Below are 22,932 nucleotides of genomic sequence, written 5' to 3' on the forward strand. Positions count from 1 at the left end.
GAAGACAGAGGAATCGCCATGCGTCAGACGTTTTTTCGCTCGCTCATCGTCGCGGGATGCCTGCTGGCTACGGCGCCCTTGACGCCGGCGTTGGCGGAAGACGGTGCAGCCAGCACGCTGGGCGGAGCGATTGCAGACCTCCTGCGCACCGGCCAAACCATCGATCGTCGCGTGCCGTTCGGGCGTGAGGACATGCAGTTGTCCTTCGCGCCTCTGGTCAAGCAGACCGCGCCGGCTGTCGTCAACGTCTACGCGTCGCAGCAGGTGCGTGCCCGTTCGCCATTTGCCGGCGATCCGTTCTTCGAGCAGTTTTTTGGCGACCAGATGCCGCCGCGTGTGAAATCGTCGCTGGGTTCGGGCGTTCTCGTCGACCCGAGTGGCCTGATTGTCACCAATTTCCATGTCATCCGCGATGCCGACGAGGTGAAAGTCGCGACGTCGGATGGCCGCGAATTCGAGAGCAAACTGCTGCTCAAGGACGAGTCGCTCGATCTTGCCGTGCTCAAGATCGATGCCAAGGAGGCGTTCCCGTCGGTGGCGATCGGCGATTCCGACGCGCTGCAGGTCGGCGACCTCGTGCTGGCCATCGGCAACCCGTTCGGCGTCGGCCAGACGACGACGTCGGGCATCATTTCGGCGCTTGCTCGCTCGCATATCGGCGTCTCGGATTTCGGCTTCTTCATCCAGACCGACGCGGCGATCAATCCCGGCAATTCCGGCGGCGCGCTGGTCACCATGGGCGGCCAGCTGATCGGTATCAACACAGCGATCTATAGCCGCAGCGGCGGCTCGATCGGCATCGGTTTCGCCATTCCGTCCAACATCGTGCGCGCCGTCGTCGAGGCGGCGAAAAACGGCAGCGACTATTTCGAGCGGCCCTTCGTGGGCGCTGCGTTCGAGCCGGTGACTGCGCCGATTGCAGAATCGCTGGGGATGGATCGCCCGCAAGGGGCGCTGGTGTCCTCGGTCGTGCTGGACGGTCCGGCGGCCAAGGCCGGACTGAAAGCCGGCGACGTGGTGCTTGCGATGAACAACCTGCCCATCGAACATGTCGACGCGCTGGGTTATCGGCTGGCTACCCAGCAGATTGGCAGTGTCGCCAACTTTTCCGTGTTGAGCGGCGGCGGCAGGAAGGACCTGAAGATCACACTGGCGCGTGCGCCGGAAGGCAGCTCGGCCACGCAGGTCTCGATCGATGGGCGCAGCCCGTTTGCCGGCACCAAGGTTGCAGCGCTGTCGCCAAGGCTCGCGCAGCAACTCGGCATGTCGACGGAATCCACCGGTGTCACCATTGTCGACATCAAGCCGAACTCGCCTGCAGCCGATTACGGTTTCAGGCCGCGCGACATCGTGCGCGAGGTGAACGGGGTGGAGATCGACACCGCCGAAAAACTCAAGGAGGCCGCCTCGCAGCAGACGCGCTGGTGGCGCTTCACCGTCGAGCGCGACGGCCAATTGATGCGCCAGATGCTGCGATACTGATGGCCGACCTGTTCTCCAAGGATGAGCCTCTAAAGCCGCCATCGGGCAGGCCGCTCGCCGACCGGCTGCGTCCGGCGACGCTTGGCGATGTTGTCGGCCAGGAGCACCTGACCGGCGAGGATGGCGTGCTGACGCGCATGATCCGCTCCGGCTCGCTGGGCTCGATGATTTTCTGGGGGCCGCCCGGAACCGGCAAGACCACCGTCGCCCGGTTGCTCGCCGGCGAGACCGGGCTCGCATTCGAGCAGATTTCGGCGATCTTTTCCGGCGTCGCCGATCTGAAGAAAGTGTTCGAGACCGCCAGGCTGCGCCGCACCAATGGACGCCAGACGCTGCTGTTCGTTGACGAGATTCATCGCTTCAACCGAGCCCAGCAGGATTCGTTTCTGCCCGTCATGGAGGACGGAACCGTCGTCCTGGTCGGGGCGACGACGGAAAACCCGTCCTTCGAGTTGAACGCCGCTCTGCTTTCGCGCGCGCGTGTGCTGACGTTCCATACGCTTGGCGAAGAAAGCATCGTGAAACTCCTGGCGCGCGCCGAGGCAACCGAGGGCAAGAGCCTGCCGCTCGACGGTGAGGCGAGGGCGGTTCTCTTGCGACTGGCCGATGGCGACGGCCGCGCTGCGCTGACGCTGGCCGAAGAGGTCTGGCGCGCGGCCAAGCCCGGAGAAGTGTTCGACGCCAATGTGCTGCAGCGCATCGTGCAACGCCGTGCCCCCGTCTACGACAAGAGCCAGGACGGCCATTACAATCTGATCTCGGCGTTGCACAAATCGGTGCGGGGGTCGGACCCGGACGCAGCACTCTACTACCTAGCGCGCATGTTCGACGCTGGTGAGGATCCGCTCTATCTCGGCCGCCGGCTGGTGCGCATGGCGGTCGAAGATATCGGCCTTGCGGACCCGCAGGCGCTGGTCGTCGCCAACGCCGCCAAGGATGCCTACGATTATCTAGGCTCGCCGGAAGGGGAGTTGGCCTTCGCGCAGGCCTGCGTCTACCTCGCCACCGCGCCGAAATCCAATGCCGTCTACACCGCTTTCAAGGCGGCGACGCAGGCCGCCAAGGAAAACGGCTCGCTGCTGCCCCCCAAGCACATCCTCAATGCGCCGACCAAGCTGATGAAGGACGAGGCCTACGGCAAGGGCTACCAGTACGACCACGACCAGCCCGAGGCTTTTTCCGGCCAGGACTACTTTCCGGAGAAGATGGGCAGGCAAACCTTCTATGATCCGCCGGACCGGGGGTTCGAGCGCGAGGTGAGGAAGCGGCTGGACTATTGGGCGAAGCTTCGCCGCGAAAGGGCCGGGGACGACGACTGACCACCGCCGAGACGCGACGATGCAGGACTCGAGTATGTAATTTACGGTCTCGCGCCCAAATTCATGTGTCCGTTAAGGCCCGTTTTGTGGATCTTGGCTCTTTCCAGATCGCGAGCGGCCATATCCAATATTTTGTTTGTGGCTTCGCGCGCCGCCGCTCCATCGCGCATGCGCAGTGCCTCGATGATCCCAAAATGCGCTTTCACGGCTTCGTCGCGCCGGTCAACCGAGTTTGCGGTCGCTTCTTGCGTGAAGTTCAGCGCGGTTTCGATCAATCCGCCAATCTGACGGAATATCGGATTGTGACAGGCGCCGTAGAGAAGCTGGTGGAAGGCGGTGTCCGAACGGACGAAAAGCTCAACCGTAGCGCCAGCGGCCGCCATGCCCTTCCACGCCGTTTCGAGATCGGCAATCTCGCGCAGCGTTGCACGCGTGGCCGCGAGTTCGACAACCAGCGGCTCGATGGCGCGCCGCGTTTCCAGGATCGCATCGAGAAGCTGAGGGTCAATTGTGTCGGGCGTGTACCATGCGAGCACCTGTGGGTCGATGATGCTCCATTTGTTCCGGTCGCAAACTATGGTGCCGACGCGCGGACGGCTCAACACAAGACCCTTGGCTGCGAGTACCTTCAGGGCCTCGCGGATGACGGTGCGGCTTACGCCATACTCGGTGCCCAGATCGCTCTCGCGCGGCAGCATAGCGCCGGGCGGATAGCGCCTGGAAAGCACATCGGATGCGATTGCCCGCACGACGTTGGGCAAGACGCGCGGACGGGGCAATTTCAGCGCGGTGCCTTCGACTTCCACTAGAGCGGCCATCGATTCCTCCAGTCAGTCTACTCCATCAGGAGCACGGGCTTGATCGTGCGCCCGGATTTCATGTCGGCGACGGCTTCTTCGATCTGGTCGAGCGAATAGTGCTTGATCAGGCGGTCGACCGGAAAGAGCCCGTCCTTGTAGAGCTTGACGAGTTGCGGCAGGAATTTCTTCGGCTTGCTGTCGCCCTGCAGTATGCCGCGTACCGTTCTGCCGAACAGCAGATGCGTCATGTCCAGGCTGACCTCGGTCCCCAGCTTGGCGCCGCCGATCAACCCGCATGTGCCGCGTGTCTGCAACACCTCGAAAGCGGTTCGCAGCACCTTCGGGCTGCCGGTCGACTCGATGGAATAACGTACGCCGTCCCTGCATATGCGCTTCACGGCCTCGACGGTATCTTCACGGGATGCATCCACCGTGTGCGTGGCGCCGAGCTCCATGGCGAGAGCCAGCCGCTCCGGCACGACGTCGACAACGATGATCGGATCGCATTTAACGAGCTTAGCTGCCATGACCGCCGCCAGGCCGACGTTGCCAGCTCCGGTGATCACCAGCGAAGACCCCACCTCAGGGCGCAGTGTATTGAAGACAGCACCTGCGCCCGTCTGGAAACCGCACCCCAGGGGGGCGAGGGTTTTCAGGTCGACGTCCTTGTCGACCACGACGACGTTTCCTTCCGTCGCGATTGCATGAGTAGCCAGCGAAGACTGGTTGAAGAACGCTCCGTTGATTTGCTCTGAGCCGCCGTGACTGTGTTTTTTGGAAAGCGGGGCAGGGATCGTCCAGCCACTGCCCGAATACCTCTTGCCTGAGAAGTTCATTTCCATGTGGTGCCAGCAGTAGGAGGTCGCACCCTCCAGGCAGCTTGGACACGTACCGCAATAGGCGAACGACATCAGGACGTGGTCGCCCGGCTTGACCGTCTTGACGCCCGGCCCGACAGCTTCGACGATTCCGGCGCCCTCGTGCCCCAGGACGATCGGCAACGGCGTGGGATAGAACTGATCGCGGATGATCAGGTCCGTGTGGCAGATGCCGCACGCCACGACCTTGACGAGAACCTCGCCGTCCATCGGCGCATCCACCTGTATGCACTCGATGCTGAAAGGTCCGCCCTTTTGCCGCACGACCGCAGCCTTGATGTCCATTGTTGCATCCTCGTCAACAGATTCAGGTAAGCGGGCTGGCGCGCCGCCTTTTTTGGGCGGCGCGCCGCACACGGTCAAAATGGATAGGGAGGAATATCCTCATTGACCGTGATCCACTGCCATTGGCTGTACTCGTCCATCACCGACGGCCCGCCGGAGCGAGCGCCGTTGCCGGATGCGCCCATCCCGCCGATCGGACCGAACACCTCGTGCAGCACAGTCTGGTCGTTGATGTGCACGATCCCCGTCCTGACCCTTTCGGCGATACGCATGGCCTTGGCCTGGTTGCGCGTAAAGATCGATGTCGCCAGCCCGTAGGAAACCCCGTTCGCCAGCGCCACCGCCTCATCCTCGGTCTTGAAGGTCACGATTGGAGCTATCGGACCAAAGATCTCGTCGGCGTAGACCGACATGTCTGTGGTGACGTCCGCCAACACCGTTGGCTTGAAGTTCAGCCCTTCGCGGCCGCCGCCAGCCAGCACGTTGGCGCCGGCAGCGACGCTGTCGTCGAGCAATCTCTGCGCTCGCTCGGCCTGTTTCTCATTGATCATTGGGCCCAAATGGACGTGCTGGGTGAACGGATCGCCGACATGCAGGTTCCTGGCCTTTTCGGCCAGCTTCGTTGCATAGGCCTCGGCGATCGATTCATGGACGATGTGACGGCCGACGGTGAAGCAGATCTGTCCCTGGTGGAAAAACGATCCGAACGCTGTTGCCGAAACGGTGCCGTCAATGTCTGCATCCTCGAACACGATGGCGGCGTTGTTGCCGCCCAACTCCAGCGCGACCTTCTTCAGATCGCGGCCCGCTACCTCGCCGACCTTGCGTCCGGTGGCGGTGGAACCGGTAAAGGAAATCATGTCGACGTCGGGATTCTCGACCAGCGCCGCCCCAACATCGCCACCGCCCGGGACGACAGTGAAGACGCCTTCCGGAACGCCGGCCAGTTCGAATAGCTTTGCCATCAGATAGCCGCCGCAAACAGGCGTCTGCAGATCCGGCTTGAGCACGACCGCGTTGCCCATGGCTAGGGCCGGAAGGACGACGCGGGCTGCCAGAATGAAAGGCGAGTTCCAGGGCGTGATGACACCGACGACACCCAACGGTACGCGTCGCGCGTAGCTCTTGCGAGCATGGGCGCTTGCCAGGATATACCCTACCGGTTGCCCGGTCGTGCCGGCGATTTCAATTGCCTCGCGAGCCGAGGTCATGATTTCGAATGGGGCTTTCGGTGGAATGGATCCGGTTTCGCGGATAATCCATTGGCCGATCTCGTCGGCGTGAACCTCGCAGAGCTGTGCGAACTTGCGCAATACGTCGCCGCGCTCGATGGAAGGCTTTTGCGCCCATTGCACCTGGGCCTGCTTCGCTATGCGGCATGCATCGGTAACATCCTCTGGGCTGGCCACGCCGCCGGTGAACAGGACTTCCCCCGTCGCCTTGTCGGTGACCGGTATCGTGCCGCTACGGGCTGGCCGAAATCGGCCGATGTAAATCGAACCGGACATCTCGCCAGTCAGCAGCCCCCTGGCAAACGACACATCTTGCTTCGTCATGAACGCCTCCACATTGTTGCCACCCACCGCGCACGAAAGTCGCCGTGACGGTAGATTCAACGTAATTGTAACCGGGGTAAGCCGTGGGCACTTTGCCGAGATGGCATCGTTTATGTTCTGCGCAGGAACTACACAGCAGCGGTCGCCTATTGCGCAGGCATCGATATGCGCCAAGCTTTAAAGTCTCAGGAACTTCGCCATCTGCTTCTGGCAGAAATCCAGGTACGCGCGCACGATGCTGGAAGGGTTGCGGTGCGATGGATAAAGCAAGCTGACCTGCTGCTCCGGCAAGGGATGATCGGGAAGCACCTCGCACAGCATGCCAGTTTGGATATGATCCACCGCCAGGAAGCGAGGCAGTTCGGTAATGACCTCGCCTGCCAGCGCTCGGCCGCAAAGTTGCAGATAGTCGTTAGTGGTCAGCATCGCCTTCGGTTCGACGATGTGTTCGCCGAGGCGCCATCTGGGCTGGGTATTGGCATCCGGGCACCACATGGCGCAGGGCAGATGGTACAAGGCTTCCGGAGAGCCGGGCGTGCCCAGGCGCGCCAGCAGGTCCGGGCTTGCAACCAGTGCATGCCTATAAGTGAGCAGCCGCCGTGCCACCATCGCCTCGTGGACGATCGCACCGATGCGCAACGCGACGTCGATTCCATCCTGGATGAGATCCACCCGGCGGTCGGTGGTGTAGACGCTGAGTTGAATACCGGGATAGCGAAGCTGGAACGCGCCCAGCAGTTCCCACCACGGTTCGAATGCCGTCGGCAAAGAAAGCCGCAGTCGTCCCCTTAGATGCGCCTGGTCGCTGATGACCGCCTGCTCGGCCTCCACGAGCGCCTCGATGCCCCGAGTCGCGTGCTCATAAAGGCGGGTTCCGGTGTCTGTCAGCCGGGTGCCTTTTGCAGAGCGCTCCAGCAATTGCACTTTCAATTCGCGCTCCAGTTCGCGGATTCGGCGGCTGAGTGTTGGCAGTGGAATGCCCGTCCGATGCGCGGCGGCCGATAGGCTGCCGGCTTGAACGACACTCACGAACATCTGCACGGCGTTCAGATCCATGGGAAAGTTCCCTGCCAAATATGAGAGGCGGATTATCATATCCATGGATAGCGCACCATAGGTGAGCGACTTAACTTTCCTCCCATCCGCTGGTGAAACCAGGTCCAACACTCAAAGGGGTTATGCTCTTGTCCATCGAATCCTCCATCAAGGCCTACGAAACCGCCCTCAACGGCAACGATATCGATACCATTCTGGGCCTTTACGGCAACGATCCCATTTTCATGCCGCAGCATGCCCCGGCGCTGGTCGGCCGCAATGCGGTGCGCGCGGGCTACGAGCAGGTGTTCGCCTCGATCAAGCTCGACATTGTTTTCACCATCCACGAGGTCGAAACCGCTGGCGACTGGGCCTGGGTCCGCACCAGTTCTGCAGGCCGCACCCGCATCCTCGCCGCCGGCGTCGAGATCGAGGAAGGCAACAACGAACTGTTCGTCTTCCGCCGTGAGAACGGCGTCTGGAAGATCCACCGCTACCTGTTCTCGACCAATCGCCCGCGGGCGTAAGCAGGGAGAAACGCCGTGAAAGCGTATGTCATCGAAAAGCCGGGCGGTCCGGAAGCTCTCAAGCTGCGGGACATTCCATCGCCGGAACCGGGCGCGGACGAAGTGAAGATCCGGGTTCGGGCCTTCGGCCTCAATCGTGCCGAAGCCTACCTGCGGGCCGGCAAGATGGGCGAAATTACGGCGCCACGCGTGCCTGGCATCGAGGCAGTTGGCGAGGTCGTCAACGATCCGTCCGGCACGTTCCGTACCGGCCAGCGTGTCGCTACCGCCATGGGAGGCATGCAGTTCGGCCGTCCCGGCAGTTATGCCGAAGCGGTTTCGGTGCTGCGCAACAACGTCATCGACCTCGATGGGGCCTCGCTGTCCTGGGAAGAACTGGCGGCGTTGCCTGAATCCTACCTGACGGTTTGGGGAGCGCTCACCAAGAGCCTGAATATCCGTGAGGGGCAGACACTGCTGGTGCGCGGCGCAACCTCGGCAGCTGGCTTGGCCGCCGTCGCCTATGCAAAGGCGTTCCGCCTCGATGTGATCGCCACCACGCGCTCACCGGAAAACGCCTCTCGATTGCGCAACGTTGGCGCCGACGAGGTAATCATTGACAACGGCCAGATTGCAGATCTCGTGCGCGCCATTGCGCCGGATGGGGTGGACGCGGCGCTTGAGGTGGTCGGCGCGGCCACGTTGCGCGACACGATCAAGTGCCTCAAGCCTTTCGGTGCGGTTTCGGTGATCGGTCTGCTGGGCGGCCCTCCGGTGTTGGACCACTTCCACCTGATGCAGGACCTGCCTGGCGCCACGCGGCTCAATTTTTTTCCCAGCGGTTTGTTGGGAACGGCTGCGCTGCCGCTTACGGACACGCCTCTTGCAATGCTCGCGCAGGACGTCGCCGCCGGCCGAATTCCCTCCCTGCGAACGCGGACGTTTGACTTCGAAGATGTACCAGCAGCGCACAGCTTCATGGAGAGCAACCGGGCGCTCGGAAAACTCGTCGTCCGGCTTTGAGCCAATCAAGTACGAAGGGACAATGACCCGATGACCGGCCAACGTGACAATACCCTGGTAGACAAGGGGCGGCGCAACTTCGTTATCGCTTCCGGGGCCGTTGGCGCGGTCGTGGGTCTCGAGCCAAAGTTTGCCCTGGGCAAGACGCTTGCCGGCGTCAATGGATATGATGTGGTGATAGTCGGTGGGGGATCGGCGGGCGCAGCGCTCGCTTACCGACTGAGTGGCGATCCGGCGCGTCGGGTTCTGTTGATTGAAGCGGGCAAAGCCTACCAGCCGGAAGAATACCCCGATCCAGTTCGCCTCCAGACCATTATCGGCGGCGACCCGGCCCATGATTGGGGCTTCACTTCGGAACCGGGCTGGGCCGGCAAGGCGATCCCGGTGCCGCGCGGGAAAGTGCTTGGCGGTTCGTCGGCCATCAACGGCGCGGTTGCCATGCGCGCCCATGCAGGCGATTTCCGGCGCTGGGCCGAAGCGGGATTGCCGAACTGGTCGCATGATGAGGTTGTGCCGTTCTACAAGCTCATGGAGCGGACCAGTCACGGCTCTGACGCGCTGCACGGGCGCAGTGGGCCTTGGCCCATCCACCAGCTGCAGTGGGACGAAATCTCCGATATGCAGCGTGCGTTCATAGGTTCGGCGGAGGCCGCCGGCTACAAGCGCGTGACGGACTTCAACGGTGACGATCCGTTCGGGGTCGGGCCATATCCGATGAACACCCGTATCGGCAATCGGCTCAACACTGGCATGACCTATTTGGGCCGTGGGGTGCGCGCGCGGCCAAATCTCACCATCCGCTCGGAAACGCTGGTTGATCGGCTGGAGATTCAGGACAACCGTGCGCCTGCCGTCGTGTTGGCGGGTGGCGAGCGCATCGAGGCAGGTGAGGTGGTTCTGGCTGCTGGAACCTATGGCTCGGCAGCCTTGTTGATGCGTTCCGGCATCGGTCCGGCAAAAGACCTGAGCGCGCTCGACATCCCGGTTGTCGCTGATTTGCCGGTGGGCACACGATTGCAGGACCACCCATTCTTTTTCACCACCTGGGCTGCCCATCCCGAGCGTCTCGGCTTGCCGATCCCGCCGGTAGGCGCGCTGCTTTGGGGCAAGTCCTCGCTGGCGCGTCCCGACGACCTTGATACCCACGTCACCGCAGTCCACTACGGAGATCCAAAGTCGTCACCCACCGGCGGCATCTTCATGCTGGCCGTAGCCAACACGCGTCCGCAGGCTCGCGGCTCCGTTCGTCTTCGCGATCGCAATCCGGCCTCTGCTCCCGCCATCGCCCTCAATCTCCTTGGCGAGGCGGAGGATCGGCAGCGCCTGATGGACGGCATCGAGATCGTTCGCCGTATCGTGAGCGACGGGCCGCTGAAGGAGATCGTCGCAGACGAGATGGTTCCGGGCCCATCGATCAGGGACAGAGCGGCGCTGGAAAGCGCCCTGCCGATGGCGCTGGACACCTATCATCACCCGACTTCCACCGCGCCCATGGGCGCGGATGGCGATCCGCATGCCGTGGTCGACTGGCAGGGACGCGTAAAGGGGGTTGGCGGGCTTCGTGTCGCCGACGCCTCGATTTTCCCCGATGTGCCATCGGTTGCGACCAACCCCACCGTGATCATGGCCGCCGAACGGATCGCGGCCTGGATGATGGCCTGAGGAACGAAGGCCATGACAAGCAGATCGTATCGCGTCGCCCACCGCAAGGAGCCCGCCATGGCGTGTGTCCAAACAGGAATACCGTCGTGACCAAGTCACTTGTTCTACCCAATCAACAGGAGGAAATCATGTTTAAGGCATTGCGCAACGCAGCTCTGGCGTTTGCACTGGCAGCGATCACGCTGACCGCAGGCGGGAAGACGGCAGGAGCCGACGAGGCGGCGGCGGCCATAACGCAACAGCTCAAGAATTATGAGCAGGCGCTCAACAAGTCCGATGTGGATGCGGTGATGAAGCTGTACGCAAAGGATGCGGTGTTCATGCCGCAGTACAGCCTTCCGTCCGTCGGGCGCGATGCTATCCGCACTGCCTACGAAAACGTCTTCAAGGCAATCAAGCTCAATATCGTCTTCAAGATCGATGAAGTTCGCCCGCTCGCGGCGGATTGGGCTTACGCCCGCACGCGCTCGAATGGCACGGTGAAGGTGCTGGCCAGCGACCAGGGGCCGGGACCTGAAGCAAACCAGGAATTGTTCGTTTTTCACCGGGAGGACGACGGCCAGTGGCGCATTGCCCGCTACATCTTCTCAACCACCAATCCGCCCCGATAATTCAATCACCCCCGGTACCTCTGAAAACACAGGAGAATATCGATGACTACTCAAGCTCAAGCCTCCGGCATTGCCGCCGCACGCGTTCTGATGGCTTTGGTTTTCGTGCTTTCTGGCCTTTCCAAACTCGGCGCCGCTGATGCCATGCGTGGCTACATGGAGGCCATGGGTGTGCCCGGGGGCCTGCTTTGGCCGACCATCCTGTTCGAAATCGGCGCAGGACTGCTGATCATCGTCGGCTACCAGACAAGGATCGTCGCTGCCGCGCTCGCCGCTTTTACCCTTCTCACGGCTGCGATCTTCCACAACCAGTTCAGCGACCAGATCCAGATGATCATGTTCCTGAAAAACGTGTCGATGGCCGGTGGTTTTGCGCTGCTGGCCTTTGTTGGGGCAGGGGCGATGAGCGTCGATGCCCGCGCGCAAAGCCGGGGCGCGCAACTGAAATCGGCTGCCTGATCCCCCTTGGGCGAAACGCTGTTTCGTGAGGAAACGACAATGCGTGCGGCGTGGTATGAAAAACGGGGTGCCGCCCGAGACGTGTTGGTGGTTGGCGAGTTGCCCGACCCCAACCCGGGCGAGGGCGAAGTCCGTATCCGTTTGGCCGTGTCGGGTATCAGCCCCGGCGACGTGAAGAAACGGTCCGGCTGGCAAGGCGCTCCGATGCCCTATCCCCGAGTCATTCCGCACAGCGACGGCGCCGGCGTCATCGATGCCGTCGGCTTGCGTGTGTCGGAAGACCGGCTTGGCCAGCGTGTTTGGTGCTACGGCGCCCAGTCCTATCGCCCCTTCGGCACAGCGGCAGAAATGGTTGTCGTCCCAGTGACCTTGGCAGTGCGCTTGCTGGCGTCGTCGGCGGGATCGAGCGAACTTGAAATGGCAGAGCAGGCTGCGTGTTTGGGGATCGCCGGCATCACCGCACACAGGGCGATATTCGCTGACGGTCCCGTGGCGGGCAAGACAGTCCTCGTGCATGGCGCCGCAGGTGGCGTTGGCTCGATCGCCGTGCAACTGGCTCGTTGGGATGGCGCACAGACTATAGCGATCGTGCGCGACCCATCTCAAAGAAATGCGGTGGCAGCGCTGGGCGCCAACCATGTGTTTGTTGCCAGCGACCCTGACCTTGTTGGCCAAATCAGGCAAGTGGCGCCGGATGGAGTGCATCGCATCGCGGAGGTCGATTTTGCTTCCCACATAGAACTTGATGCCGCGGTTATCGCCGTCGGCGGGGTGATTAGCTCCTATTATTCATCACAGGATCGCCCCGAAATTCCGTACTGGCAGTTGGGCTTTGCCGACGTGACTTTGCGTTTGCTCGGCAGCGACGACTTTCCGCCGTCGATCAAAGATTCTGCCGCTCGCGAACTGACCTATGCCCTGGCAGTCGGAGCGTTGCGCGTGAAGGTAGCGACGCGGCTGTCGCTCGAAGAAATCGCCTCGGCGCACGAGCTTGTCGAACGAGGCGTTGGCGGTCGCGTCGTTATTGACCTTGCTCGGCAAGGCGCCGCTCTCGGCTAACTGATGAAAGCGCCGGGACTAATTGGACTGAGTTGAGACGGTCTTGAGCCGGCGAAGGAGAAGCACATGTCCCTGACGGAAAAGCCCATTGAAACGCCGGAGCGCGTGGCATTTTACGACAAGATCGACAAAACGAGCATGACGCCGCTGTGGACCGTGCTCTCCAACATCATCACGCCCGAGCCGAAAAGTGGTTGCCTGCCGCATCTCTGGAATTTCGCGCAAGCGAAATCCTATCTGCTCGAATCCGGAAGGCTTATCAGCGCCAAGGAGGCGGAGCGCCGGGTGCTGATCCTGGAGAATCCGGGCCTGCGCGGGCAAAGCCGTATTACGACATCTCTTTATGCCGGTCTCCAGCTTGTGATGCCTGGCGAAGTGGCGCCTGCGCATAAACACAGCCAGTCCGCGCTCCGCTTCGTGCTCGACGGGGCAGGGGCGCATACCGCGGTCGACGGGGAGCGCACGCAGATGCATTTCGGCGACTTCGTCATCACCCCGCCCGGCGCCTGGCACGATCATGGCAATAAAAGCGACGAACCGATGATCTGGCTGGACGGGCTGGATGTTCCGATGGTTTCGCTGTTTGACGCGTCCTTCGCCGAGGAGCATCCGAAGGACGAGCAGCCGATCTACCGTGCCGCCGGCGACGCGCTGGCACGCTATGGCGCCAACATGATGCCGGTCGATTTTGCAGCCCGGAAAAAGAGTTCGCCTATCTTCAACTATCCCTATGAGAGGTCACGCGCGGCCCTGGAGACGATGCGAAAGCAGGAGGAGTGGGATCCGTGCCATGGCCTCAAGCTGCGTTACGTCAATCCGGTGGATGGCGGTTTCGCCATGCCGACCATCGCGACATTCCTGCAACTGCTGCCCAAGGGGTTCTCGACGAGCGCCTACCGCTCGACCGACGCCACCGTTTTCGTCGTGGCGGAAGGATCGGGCAGCTCGACGATTGATGGACAGGTCTTCGAATGGGGACCGAAGGACATTTTCGTGGCGCCGAGCTGGAAGTGGATTTCGCACACGCCGCACAACGATGCGGTGATCTTCTCCTATTCGGATCGTTCAGCCCAGGACAAGCTCGGCCTGTGGCGTGAAGATCGCGGCAATCACTAGGAGGTTCGAAATGGCATTCGTATTCGAAGCTCCTCGTCCGCCAAGCGTGGCTGTCGCCGGCGAGCAGGCTCGGTTCCCGGTCCGCCGGATATTCTGCGTCGGTCGGAATTATGCGGAACATGCCCGCGAGATGGGTCGCGATCCCGACCGGGAGCCACCGTTCTTTTTCACCAAACCAGCCGACGCTGTCGTCGACGACGGCGAGACGGTCGCCTATCCGCCGCTGACCGGCAATTTTCACTATGAAGCCGAGCTTGTCGTAGCCATCGGCGAGAGCGGCTTCGATATCCCGATGGAGGACACGCTCGACCACGTCTATGGCTATGCGGTCGGCAATGACCTGACGCGGCGCGACCTGCAGCTCGAGGCCCGCGCACAAGGTCGCCCTTGGGATTGGGGGAAAGCCTTCGACCGTTCGGCGGTCTGCGGCCCTATCCACAAGGTGAGCGATATCGGACATATCCATCGCGGCGCCATACGGCTGACCGTCGGCGGCGTGACGAAGCAGAAGGCAGACATTGGCGACCTTATCTGGTCCGTACCCGAGATCGTCGCGTTTCTTTCCCAGTCCATGCAGATCGAACCCGGCGACCTGATCTACACAGGCACGCCCGCTGGCGTCGGCCCGCTTGTCGCGGGAGACGTCTGCGTGGTTGAAATTGAAGGCCTGGGCTCGATCTCCACGACGATAGGGGAGCGCGCCGGGACATGAGCGGGCTGGTTCTGCATAACTATTTCCGGAGTTCGACCTCGATCCGGCTGCGCGCCGCGCTGAACCTCAAGGGGCTTGGCTATCAGTATGTAGCCCATCATCTGAGGAAGGGGGAACACCACTCGGCTGCCTACCTCGCGATCAATCCGCAAGGGCTGGTTCCCGCCCTGGAGCTTGACGATGGCACTGTGCTGACCCAGTCGCTCTCCATCATCGAGTACCTCGACGAGGTCTACCCCCAGCAGCCGCTGCTTCCCGGCACGCCGCTCGATCGGGCACGTGTCCGGGCTCTCGCCTACGCGATCGCTTGCGAAATACATCCCGTCAACAATCTGAGGGTCCTTGGTTATCTCAAGTCGACCTTTGGGGCCGACGACACGGCTGTGGCCGTCTGGTTCAGGCACTGGGTCAATGAAACGTTCGCGCCGATGGAAAAGATGCTCGCCGGCGACCCGCGCACGGGCATGTTCTGCCACGGCGACAAACCCGGCCTGGCTGATCTTTGCCTTTTTGCCCAGGTCGTCAACAACAAGCGGTTCGACGTCGACATGTCACCATTCGCGACGATCAGACGCATCTATGAGAATTGCCTGGCCGTGCCGGCGTTTGCGGACGCCATGCCGGAGGCGCAGCCCGACGCCGAATGAACGGAGAGCAAGACGACCGATGATCGACACCCGCAATTCCCTGCTGCTGACAAAGGTTGCCGAGGGAAACAACGACGAGAGCCGTGCGCCGCAACGCGTCCTCGGTAGCGCGTCGACCCGTCTGGCGATCCGTTGGAGCTAAGCAGGCAGTAAAAAGCGTTGGAGGACGCTGGCCATGTTACGCACGATCGAGTCGGGAAGCCGGAGCTATGAAGAGCTGAAGGCCTGGGGCGATTGCATCAACCGGACCCTCGTCAATCTTGATTTCTTCGCCGAGAGCCCGGAGTTCTCGGGATCCTACCACTATATGATCGCCGAGGACTGTGTCGCGGCGCGGCTGTTTGGAACAGCGCACTGTACCGCCCGTTCCCAGCGCAGGTTGCGCGAAGTCGACAATGATTTCGTGCTGCTGATCTATCTTAGGACCGGGCAGGCGATGGTTTCGCACAGGCGGTACGCGGGGGCGGTCCCCGAAGGCTCGTTCATTGCCTTCGACAGCTCGAGGCCGCATGAACTGATTATGCGGGAACGGTTCGATCACCTGGTGCTTCGCATGCCGAAGGCCCGTTTTGTTTCACTGCATCCTGCGATTTCTTCGATGCTAGATCGGCCGGTGAGTGGACCGGCCGCGGAAATGCAGGCCGCCGCCGGTATACTCGACATGATCGTTTCGTTGGGCGGCGCCATGCCCAGCACTGTTTCGACAATGTCCGAAACGGTCGTGAAACTGTTGGGCGACTGGCTCGTCAAGGATGGAGAAGGCGAGGTTGGACGCGCGGTCCGCCATGACCTGCTTGCTGGCCGCATCATGAAGTGCCTCGAGGATAACTTTACCGATCCAGACTATTCGCCCACGCGCCTCGCCGGCGCGATGGGCATCTCGAGACGCTATGTGGACAGCATCTTCGCCGAGATGAAGAGCACGTTCGGCAAAGCGATGCTGGAGAAGCGGCTGGAGCGCTGTCACCTGCTCTTGAGCGCCCCCCAGTTCCGCGACCGGTCCGTGACAGATATCGCGTTCGAAAGCGGATTCAACGATCTGTCCCACTTCTCGAAGCGGTTCCGCGAACGCTACGGCATCTCCCCAAGGGCGGTTCGCAAATCGGCCGCGTAAGCGCCGAACCGACGATTGATTTCTCGAAGGAGGGAAGCCGCGGGTCGCGAGGATTTGTCCTTCCGCCGCCGTCATGTCCGCACCTCGATCAAACGGAATCGACGACGGCGGTCACCTCCGATGAAAGATGTTCCGCCGTAAAACAAAGAATGTGCTCTCCCAGCAAAGTAGATAGCACGCGTTTGGCTAGACTTTGCTTACCACACGGGAGGAAAAGATGGCCTTGCTTACCACGCAGACCCTTACACGCCGCCACATCCTGAAAGGAGCGGCGGCGGCCGGCGCATTGTCCGTCACCGGACTGGCCATGCCAGCTGTCGCGCAGGAGCGGACCTTCAAGATCGGCTATGTCAGCCCCAGATCCGGTCCCTTGGCGCTTTTCGGCCAAGCCGACGAATTCGTGCTCGGCACGATCAGGACGGCTCTCGGCAACGGGATCGAGATCGGCGGGAAGGTCTATCCCGTCGAGATCATCGCCAAGGATACCCAGTCCAGCGCCAATCGCGCTGCAGAGGTCACGAGCGAACTGATCCTGACCGATGAGGTAGACCTCGTTCTGGTCTCCTCGGCGCCTGAGACGGTCAACCCTGTCTCGGATCAATGCGAGCTGAACGGCACGCCGTGCATTTCGACCGTCGCTCCGTGGCAGGCCTGGATGTTCAATCGCGGCAGCAATCCCGAAAAAGGATTCGAAAGCACTTTCCACTTTTTCTGGGGTTTCGAGGACATCATCTCCGTCTTCGCCAATATGTGGGACACGGTTTCGACCAACCGGAAAGTGGGCGGCCTGTTTCCCAATGACGAAGACGGGCGCGCGTGGAGCGACGAAACGAACGGAGCGCCGGCGTTACTTGGCGCCAGGAAATACGGCGTGGTTCCCTCGGGCTTCTACCGCAATCTCGGCGACGATTTTTCCGCGGTGATCAAGACCTTCAAGGACGCGGGTTGCGAACTCGTCACCGGTGCACCGCTGCCGCCTGATTTCACCACATTCTGGACGCAGGCCCGGCAGCAGGGGTTCCGCCCGAAGGCGGCTTCGATCGCCAAGGCAATCCTGTTCCCCGCGGCTGTGGAAGCCCTCGGGGATGCCGGCCACAACCTTTCGAGCGAAATATGGTGGTCGCCCTCGCATCCGTTCCGGTCGTCCATCTCGGGCCAAAGCGCCGGAGAATACGCGAAGGCCTACAGTGAGGGCACTGGCAAGCAGTGGACACAGCCTGTCGGATTTACCCACGCGCTGTTTGAGGTCGCCATCGACGTTCTCAAGCGCGTGACCGAACCTGGCGATCCGGGCGCGACGATAGCGGCGATCTCGCAAACGTCCTTGCAGACGATCGTCGGAACTGTCGACTGGAAAAACTCTGCGATCAAGAACGTCGCCAAGACGCCGCTCGTCGGCGGTCAGTGGCGCCGCACGCCCAACGGCCCCAACGCCTACGACCTGGTCATCACGTCAAACCAGACCGCACCGGAAATTCCGGTCGGCGGCGATTTCGAGGAGCTGGCCTATTAGGCCGGTCGTCATGTCATGTTGCACATGGAGATCAAGGGACTGTCCAAATCGTTTGGCGCGCTACGCGTTGCGGACGGGATTGACCTTCGAATCCAGCGTGGAGAAGCGGTCGGCATCATCGGGCCCAACGGGGCGGGCAAGACCACCTTTTTCAACCTGATCGCTGGAGATCTGTTCGGCGATGCCGGCACGGTCGTCTTCAAGGGAACCGACGTGACAGGCTGGGATGCGAGGGAGCGGTCGCGCGCCTGCATGGCGCGCACCTACCAGATTCCGCAGCCTTTCCACGGGATGACAGTCTATGAAAACGTGCTGGTCGGCGCAGTCTTTGCCGGCGGCCGCTCGCAGAGTCAGTCCAGGCAGCATTGCGAGGAAATCCTCCAGCAGACGCATCTGTCGGAGTTTGCCAATACGCCCGCAAGCTCGCTCACGCTTCTCAACCGCAAGCGGCTTGAACTGGCGCGTGCGCTTGGTTCGTCGCCCGAACTGCTTCTGCTCGACGAAATCGCCGGCGGGCTCACCGACGCCGAGTGTTCCGATCTGGTCAAGACAATCCTCGACATCAATGCACACGGTGTGACGGTCATATGGATCGAGCACGTGGTCCATGCGCTGCTGGAGGTCGTGAACCGTCTTGTCGTCCTCAACGCAGGTTCGGTTCTGAGGGACGGCGAACCGCATCGGGTGATGCGGTCGCCGGACGTGCGCGAAATCTACCTCGGCGTCGAACCGGAAGCTGACGGAGCGGGGTCATGAAGCCGCTTTTGCATGTGGAAGACCTGAATGCCTTTTACGGCGACCTCCAGGCGCTGTTCGGTGTTGATTTTTCCGTAGGAGAGGGGGAATGCATCGCCGTCATAGGATCGAACGGAGCCGGAAAGTCGACTCTCCTGAGGTCGGTGACCGGACTGCACCGCGGGCGATCGGCCAAGCGCCTGAGCTTAGCGGGCGCGGAAATCAGCCAGCGGGCGGCGAGCGAAATCGTGGCAATGGGCATGACGCTCGTGCCTGAGGGACGGCGGCTCTTTTCCTCCCTTACGGTCGAGGAGAACCTGACGATCGGTCGTTCTGCGGGCCGAGCCGGATACTGGAATCTTTCACGAATCTACGAACTGTTCCCCACTCTGCTCGAGCTCGGGGGACGTCCGGTGACGAAGCTTTCGGGCGGGCAGCAGCAGATGGTCGCGATGGGCCGTGCGCTCATGACGAACCCGAATCTGCTTCTGTGCGACGAGATTTCGCTCGGCCTCGCTCCGGTTGTCGTCAAGGGAATATACGACAACTTCGCGCGGGTGCGGGGCCAGGGCACGGCGGTGATCATTGTCGAGCAGGACATCGGCCGGGCCCTCTCGGTGGCCGACCGCATCATTTGCCTGCGCAAAGGCGCCGTTATGCTCAGTGGCGCCCCCGCCAGCTTCACACGGAATCAGATCGCCGAAGCCTATTTCGGCGTCGAGGGGGAATGACATGGCCAGTGGTGCCGACGTTATCGTTCAGGGAATCTTGCTCGGGGGGCTCTATGCCTTGTTCGCTATGGGCCTCTCCCTGGTGTTCGGGGTGATGAGGCTGGTGAACCTGGCGCACGGCGACTTCATTGTCGCCGCCGCATTCGCGGCGTTCTGCGTGGTTTCGGTCCTCCCCATTCACCCGTTCCTGGCGATCGCCGCCGTCGTGCCGTTCATGGCTGGCCTTGGCTATCTGATCCAGCTCGGCCTTTTCAACCGGCTGCTCGGCAAGGATCCATTGCGCCCTCTGCTGGTGACGTTCGGGGTATCGGTCGTTTTGCAGAACGCGCTGCTCATGACCTTTTCGGCCGATACGCGGCGCCTGTCTGCCGGATCGATCGAAACCCAGAGCGTTGATGTCGGTTCGGTCACGATCGGTGTGTATCCCGCAGTAGTGTTCGCCATGGCGCTGGCAGTCACCATGGCGCTGCAATGGATATTCTATTCGACCGCACTCGGGCAGAGGCTTCGCGCGACATCCGACGATCCCGAGATCGTCGGCCTGGTCGGGGTAGATCATCTGCGTGTTTTCGCCATCGCCAGCGCCATTGCATTCGCGGTGATCGGCATCGCGGGCGTGCTGATGGCCATTCGCGGCAATTTCGATCCGTTCATGGGTCCGGCGCGACTTCTGGTTGCCTTCGAAGCCGTCATCATCGGCGGCCTGGGCAACTTCTGGGGCACGCTCGTCGGAGGCATCGTCATCGGGCTTGCCCAGTCCATCGGCGCGGCAATCGATCCGGCCTACCAGACGATCGCAGGTCACATCGTCTTTTTTGCCGTCTTGTTGCTCAGGCCGGATGGGCTCTTTCCAAAGGTGGCACATCAATGAATGACATAAGCGAAACGCTGCAGCCGAGCCGCCCGCAGGTTGACGTCCATCCAATGGGCGATTCCGACCTGCCAGTCACCGCGCGAACGACGCTGGGGATCGTCTTGGCGTGCATGTTGCTCGCCATGGCGCCCTGGGTGCTGGATCTGGCCGCCTTGCGTTTCACCACCGACTTCCTCGTGTACCTGTCGCTTGCGGTGATATGGAACCTGCTCGGCGGGTACGGCGGATTGATATCCGTTGGCCAGCAGGCCTATGTCGGCATCGGCGGATATGTGTTCTTCGTCTCGCTTGCGTTTCTCGGCCTGCCGTTGCCAGTGGCGATCCTCGCGGGAATGGTGGTTTCGGCTGCCGCGGCGTTGGTGTTTGCGCCGCTGCTTCTTCGCCTCAAGGGGCCGCATTTTGCGATCGGCACATGGGTGATGGCTGAACTATGCATGCTAGCGGTCGCCAATATGCCGTATCTGGGAGGCGGTTCCGGTATGAGCCTCCCGGCGAGCGTTGCCAGGGAAATCGCGACAGACAGGGCCGGGCGCGAGGCGGTGATCTTCTTCTGCGCGCTCCTGCTTGCCTTTTCGGCGATCGCCGGCTCCTATCTGCTCCTGAGGTCGAAATGGGGCTTGGCGCTGACCGCGCTGCGCGATTCCGAACGCGCCGCTGAAAGCCTCGGCGTCGATACCCGGATGATCAAGCTAGCCGTCTTCATCGGCTGCTCGGCCATGGCCGGCGCGGTCGGGTGCGTCGTGTTCCTGAGCAAATTGCGCATGACGCCCGACTCGGCGTTCAGCTTGATCGACTGGACCGCCTATGTCGTCTTCATCGTCATCATCGGTGGGATCGGCCGCATCGAAGGCCCCATCGTAGGAACCATCGTTTTCTTCGCCTTGCGCGGCAGCCTCGCCGATCTCGGGCCTCTTTATCTCATTGTCCTGGGCTTGGTCGCCATTTTCGTGATGCTGAAGGCGCCGCAAGGGCTCTGGGGACTGATCGCCGAGCGATACAAGATCGAGATCTTCCCGGTACAGCGTCGGCTGTGATGGCTGATGGCGGCGCCGCGGGATCTGAGAAAGGATATGTGCCCGTGAAGAAAGATGAAGGCCCGCCCGCGAGCGGCGAAGATCGGCAGTACGATGAGATGCTGGACGCGCTGTACGCCACGTTCGGTCGTCATCCGGGCTTTCGTGTGACCCATGCCAAAGGTGTGCTTGCGACTGGAAGTTTCACGGCGTCGGCGGTGGCGGGCTTGGTAACGCGTGCCGCGCACATGCAGGGCGCGAAAATTCCGGTGACGGTTCGCTTTTCCAACTTCAGCGGCATTCCTTCCGTTGGGGATGGCGATCCGACTGCAGATCCAAGGGGGCTCGCGTTGCGGTTCGACCTGGGCGATGGCGCTATCACCGATATAGTCGCTCACTCGTTTGACGGCTTCCCGGTGGGGACGCCTCAACAATTCCTCCAGTTCCTGAAAGCGATAGCGGCAGCGGTTGCGGAGCCTGGCGATCCCACGGTGCTCGAACGGTTCGTTGCAGATCATCCATCCGCGAAGCGGTACCTGGATGCACCGAAACCGGCGCCGCGAAGCTATGCGGGCGCGCGGTATTTCGGCGTCAACGCTTACAAATTCGTCAACGCTGAAGGGCTGCCGCGATTCGGGCGCTACCGCATCGATCCTGCCGTTGCGGAGCCAAATCTCGATGACGCGGAACGGGCTGCAGCTCCGGGCGACTTCCTGGCCGACGACCTCAGGAGCCGGTTGCTCGCAGGGCCGGTCACCATGCGGCTCATGCTGCAAATGGCGCGGGCCGGCGACGACGTGACGGACGGCTCGGTTTCCTGGCCTTGGGCCGGTCCCGATGCGCGCGAGGAAATCGAACTCGGCACGATCACGCTCACCGATGTTGTTGAACCCAGGAGTGAAAACGAGCGGATACAGGAGGAGCTGTATTTCAGTCCGGGAAGGCTTGTCGACGGCATCGAGCCTTCCGCGGATCCGATGATCCTGGCGAGAAGCAGGATCTACGAAATGGCGTTCGCGCGCCGCCATAGCCGCGATAGGCAGCCTACAGCGGATGCGGCCGCAGGCTGACGACGCGTCAAATCTAATACTGTGACGGCAGCGGCAATACTTCACCGTCCTTGTTGATGGCGATCTTTTCGAAAGCATCGTTGGCCAAGATGCCGGTGATGCGGGCGAAATTGGCGAAGGATTTGCGGGCATCGTCGGGCTTGATCATGCCGTCCATGGCGCCGCTGCAGCAGTTGAATGCCGCCTTGTATACCGGACCCTGACGGCCAGACGGCCAGTTTCTGAGGAATATGAGCGCTTCCTCGACGCCGTAGATTTCGGTGACGGGCTGGCCGGGTTCCGGAACGACCCGTACCGGTACGAAGAACTGCAATTCGTCCATCTCGCTCCTCCTTGATAAAGTGGACCGCAATGCACTGGCAGAAAAAACAAACTAGGCGCGCCGGGGCCTCTCGACAAGCGGAAAGCGATGGCCGAACCGGCCGCGACTGCGGAATCCGGGCTGCGACAGCCAGGCCGCGGCCCCCTTACAATCGGCGATTGCCATGCCCATATCTGCGGTTCCTACGACATGCGTGGCGGAAAGGGTGGTCGGGCCAGATTTGGCGCCGGGCACAAAGGCCTTGTGTTTTTGGGCCGCAGTCGTTAATCGCCCCGCATTCGAACCGAACTCAGTCCAGACGCCAGGGAAAGAAAAATGGCCAAAGGTAAATTCGAGCGTAATAAGCCTCATGTGAACATTGGCACGATTGGTCACGTTGACCATGGCAAGACGTCGCTGACGGCGGCGAT

General features: G+C 61.8%; 25 protein-coding genes. 20 read left to right on the top strand and 5 right to left on the bottom strand.

Annotated features, from left to right (window positions below; all coding sequences use genetic code 11):
• Nucleotides 1-18 precede the first annotated feature (18 nt).
• A complete protein-coding gene (locus F3H98_RS26975) occupies nt 19-1,482 on the top strand; it encodes a DegQ family serine endoprotease (protein WP_149763583.1) in 1,464 nt (487 codons plus the stop codon).
• The gene (locus tag F3H98_RS26980) at nt 1,479-2,801 is read left to right on the top strand and encodes a replication-associated recombination protein A (RefSeq protein WP_425294882.1); all 1,323 of its coding nucleotides are present in this window, start codon (nt 1,479-1,481) and stop codon (nt 2,799-2,801) included. Before F3H98_RS26975 ends, F3H98_RS26980 begins: the two co-directional genes overlap by 4 nt.
• Nucleotides 2,802-2,842: 41 nt before the next feature.
• On the opposite strand, the gene F3H98_RS26985 is transcribed toward F3H98_RS26980, so the two are convergent.
• The 4 genes from F3H98_RS26985 to F3H98_RS27000 all read right to left on the bottom strand — a co-directional run bounded on the left by F3H98_RS26985 (nt 2,843) and on the right by F3H98_RS27000 (nt 7,376).
• On the bottom strand, nt 2,843-3,619 hold the full coding sequence (locus tag F3H98_RS26985) for a FadR/GntR family transcriptional regulator (protein WP_149763587.1): 777 nt from the start codon (nt 3,617-3,619) through the stop codon (nt 2,843-2,845).
• A 17-nt stretch (nt 3,620-3,636) separates the two neighbouring features.
• The gene (locus tag F3H98_RS26990) at nt 3,637-4,764 is read right to left on the bottom strand and encodes an NAD(P)-dependent alcohol dehydrogenase (RefSeq protein ID WP_149763589.1); all 1,128 of its coding nucleotides are present in this window, start codon (nt 4,762-4,764) and stop codon (nt 3,637-3,639) included.
• 74 nt (nt 4,765-4,838) lie between these two features.
• Nucleotides 4,839-6,320: a benzaldehyde dehydrogenase gene (locus tag F3H98_RS26995; protein WP_210249714.1), complete on the bottom strand. Its 1,482-nt coding sequence runs from the start codon at nt 6,318-6,320 to the stop codon at nt 4,839-4,841.
• A 177-nt stretch (nt 6,321-6,497) separates the two neighbouring features.
• Complete coding sequence (locus F3H98_RS27000) at nt 6,498-7,376, bottom strand: LysR family transcriptional regulator (protein ID WP_149763591.1); 879 nt, start codon at nt 7,374-7,376, stop codon at nt 6,498-6,500.
• Nucleotides 7,377-7,504: 128 nt separating this feature from the next.
• Between F3H98_RS27000 and F3H98_RS27005 the strand changes: the two genes are divergently transcribed.
• The 17 genes from F3H98_RS27005 (at nt 7,505) to F3H98_RS27080 (ending at nt 22,200) form a co-directional block, all read left to right on the top strand.
• Nucleotides 7,505-7,882: a YybH family protein gene (locus tag F3H98_RS27005; RefSeq protein WP_149763593.1), complete on the top strand. Its 378-nt coding sequence runs from the start codon at nt 7,505-7,507 to the stop codon at nt 7,880-7,882.
• A 15-nt stretch (nt 7,883-7,897) separates the two neighbouring features.
• The gene (locus F3H98_RS27010) at nt 7,898-8,884 is read left to right on the top strand and encodes a zinc-binding dehydrogenase (protein WP_149763595.1); all 987 of its coding nucleotides are present in this window, start codon (nt 7,898-7,900) and stop codon (nt 8,882-8,884) included.
• 30 nt (nt 8,885-8,914) lie between these two features.
• Nucleotides 8,915-10,546 (top strand): GMC family oxidoreductase, encoded by a 1,632-nt coding sequence (locus tag F3H98_RS27015; protein ID WP_149763597.1) that lies wholly within the window; start codon nt 8,915-8,917, stop codon nt 10,544-10,546.
• Between the two features lie 86 nt (nt 10,547-10,632).
• Nucleotides 10,633-11,157, top strand: a complete 525-nt coding sequence (locus tag F3H98_RS27020) for a YybH family protein (protein WP_210249715.1) — start codon at nt 10,633-10,635, stop codon at nt 11,155-11,157.
• 42 nt (nt 11,158-11,199) lie between these two features.
• Complete coding sequence (locus F3H98_RS27025; RefSeq protein ID WP_149763599.1) at nt 11,200-11,616, top strand: DoxX family protein; 417 nt, start codon at nt 11,200-11,202, stop codon at nt 11,614-11,616.
• A gap of 39 nt (nt 11,617-11,655) precedes the next feature.
• The gene (locus tag F3H98_RS27030) at nt 11,656-12,675 is read left to right on the top strand and encodes an NADPH:quinone reductase (protein ID WP_149763601.1); all 1,020 of its coding nucleotides are present in this window, start codon (nt 11,656-11,658) and stop codon (nt 12,673-12,675) included.
• A gap of 66 nt (nt 12,676-12,741) precedes the next feature.
• Nucleotides 12,742-13,791 carry a gentisate 1,2-dioxygenase gene (gtdA, locus tag F3H98_RS27035; RefSeq protein WP_149763604.1) on the top strand — a complete coding sequence of 350 codons (1,050 nt, stop codon included), beginning with the start codon at nt 12,742-12,744 and terminating at the stop codon, nt 13,789-13,791.
• A 10-nt stretch (nt 13,792-13,801) separates the two neighbouring features.
• Complete coding sequence (locus F3H98_RS27040) at nt 13,802-14,503, top strand: fumarylacetoacetate hydrolase family protein (protein WP_149763606.1); 702 nt, start codon at nt 13,802-13,804, stop codon at nt 14,501-14,503.
• A complete protein-coding gene (maiA, locus tag F3H98_RS27045) occupies nt 14,500-15,150 on the top strand; it encodes a maleylacetoacetate isomerase (protein WP_149763608.1) in 651 nt (216 codons plus the stop codon). Before F3H98_RS27040 ends, maiA begins: the two co-directional genes overlap by 4 nt.
• A 19-nt stretch (nt 15,151-15,169) precedes the next feature.
• Nucleotides 15,170-15,292, top strand: coding sequence for a hypothetical protein (locus tag F3H98_RS32340; protein WP_280178029.1), 123 nt, complete (start codon nt 15,170-15,172; stop codon nt 15,290-15,292).
• Between the two features lie 33 nt (nt 15,293-15,325).
• Nucleotides 15,326-16,264: a helix-turn-helix domain-containing protein gene (locus tag F3H98_RS27050; protein WP_149763610.1), complete on the top strand. Its 939-nt coding sequence runs from the start codon at nt 15,326-15,328 to the stop codon at nt 16,262-16,264.
• A 217-nt stretch (nt 16,265-16,481) separates the two neighbouring features.
• A complete protein-coding gene (locus F3H98_RS27055) occupies nt 16,482-17,777 on the top strand; it encodes an ABC transporter substrate-binding protein (protein WP_149763612.1) in 1,296 nt (431 codons plus the stop codon).
• A 15-nt stretch (nt 17,778-17,792) separates the two neighbouring features.
• On the top strand, nt 17,793-18,533 hold the full coding sequence (locus F3H98_RS27060) for an ABC transporter ATP-binding protein (RefSeq protein ID WP_149763614.1): 741 nt from the start codon (nt 17,793-17,795) through the stop codon (nt 18,531-18,533).
• Nucleotides 18,530-19,243 carry an ABC transporter ATP-binding protein gene (locus tag F3H98_RS27065; protein ID WP_149763616.1) on the top strand — a complete coding sequence of 238 codons (714 nt, stop codon included), beginning with the start codon at nt 18,530-18,532 and terminating at the stop codon, nt 19,241-19,243. Before F3H98_RS27060 ends, F3H98_RS27065 begins: the two co-directional genes overlap by 4 nt.
• Nucleotide 19,244: 1 nt before the next feature.
• Nucleotides 19,245-20,114 carry a branched-chain amino acid ABC transporter permease gene (locus F3H98_RS27070; RefSeq protein ID WP_149763618.1) on the top strand — a complete coding sequence of 290 codons (870 nt, stop codon included), beginning with the start codon at nt 19,245-19,247 and terminating at the stop codon, nt 20,112-20,114.
• A complete protein-coding gene (locus F3H98_RS27075) occupies nt 20,111-21,151 on the top strand; it encodes a branched-chain amino acid ABC transporter permease (protein ID WP_210249716.1) in 1,041 nt (346 codons plus the stop codon). The genes F3H98_RS27070 and F3H98_RS27075 overlap by 4 nt, the downstream gene beginning before the upstream one ends.
• Nucleotides 21,152-21,195: 44 nt before the next feature.
• Nucleotides 21,196-22,200, top strand: coding sequence for a catalase family peroxidase (locus tag F3H98_RS27080; RefSeq protein ID WP_210249717.1), 1,005 nt, complete (start codon nt 21,196-21,198; stop codon nt 22,198-22,200).
• Nucleotides 22,201-22,213: 13 nt separating this feature from the next.
• Here F3H98_RS27080 and F3H98_RS27085 read toward each other — a convergent pair whose 3' ends face one another.
• A complete protein-coding gene (locus tag F3H98_RS27085) occupies nt 22,214-22,522 on the bottom strand; it encodes a DUF982 domain-containing protein (RefSeq protein WP_149763622.1) in 309 nt (102 codons plus the stop codon).
• A 315-nt stretch (nt 22,523-22,837) separates the two neighbouring features.
• Here F3H98_RS27085 and F3H98_RS27090 point away from each other — a divergent pair.
• Nucleotides 22,838-22,932: GTP-binding protein (locus tag F3H98_RS27090; RefSeq protein WP_131922527.1), on the top strand; the 95-nt coding region annotated here is incomplete at its 3' end.

The sequence above is a fragment of the Neomesorhizobium albiziae genome, assembly GCF_900114255.1.
Lineage (GTDB): Bacteria > Pseudomonadota > Alphaproteobacteria > Rhizobiales > Rhizobiaceae > Neomesorhizobium > Neomesorhizobium albiziae.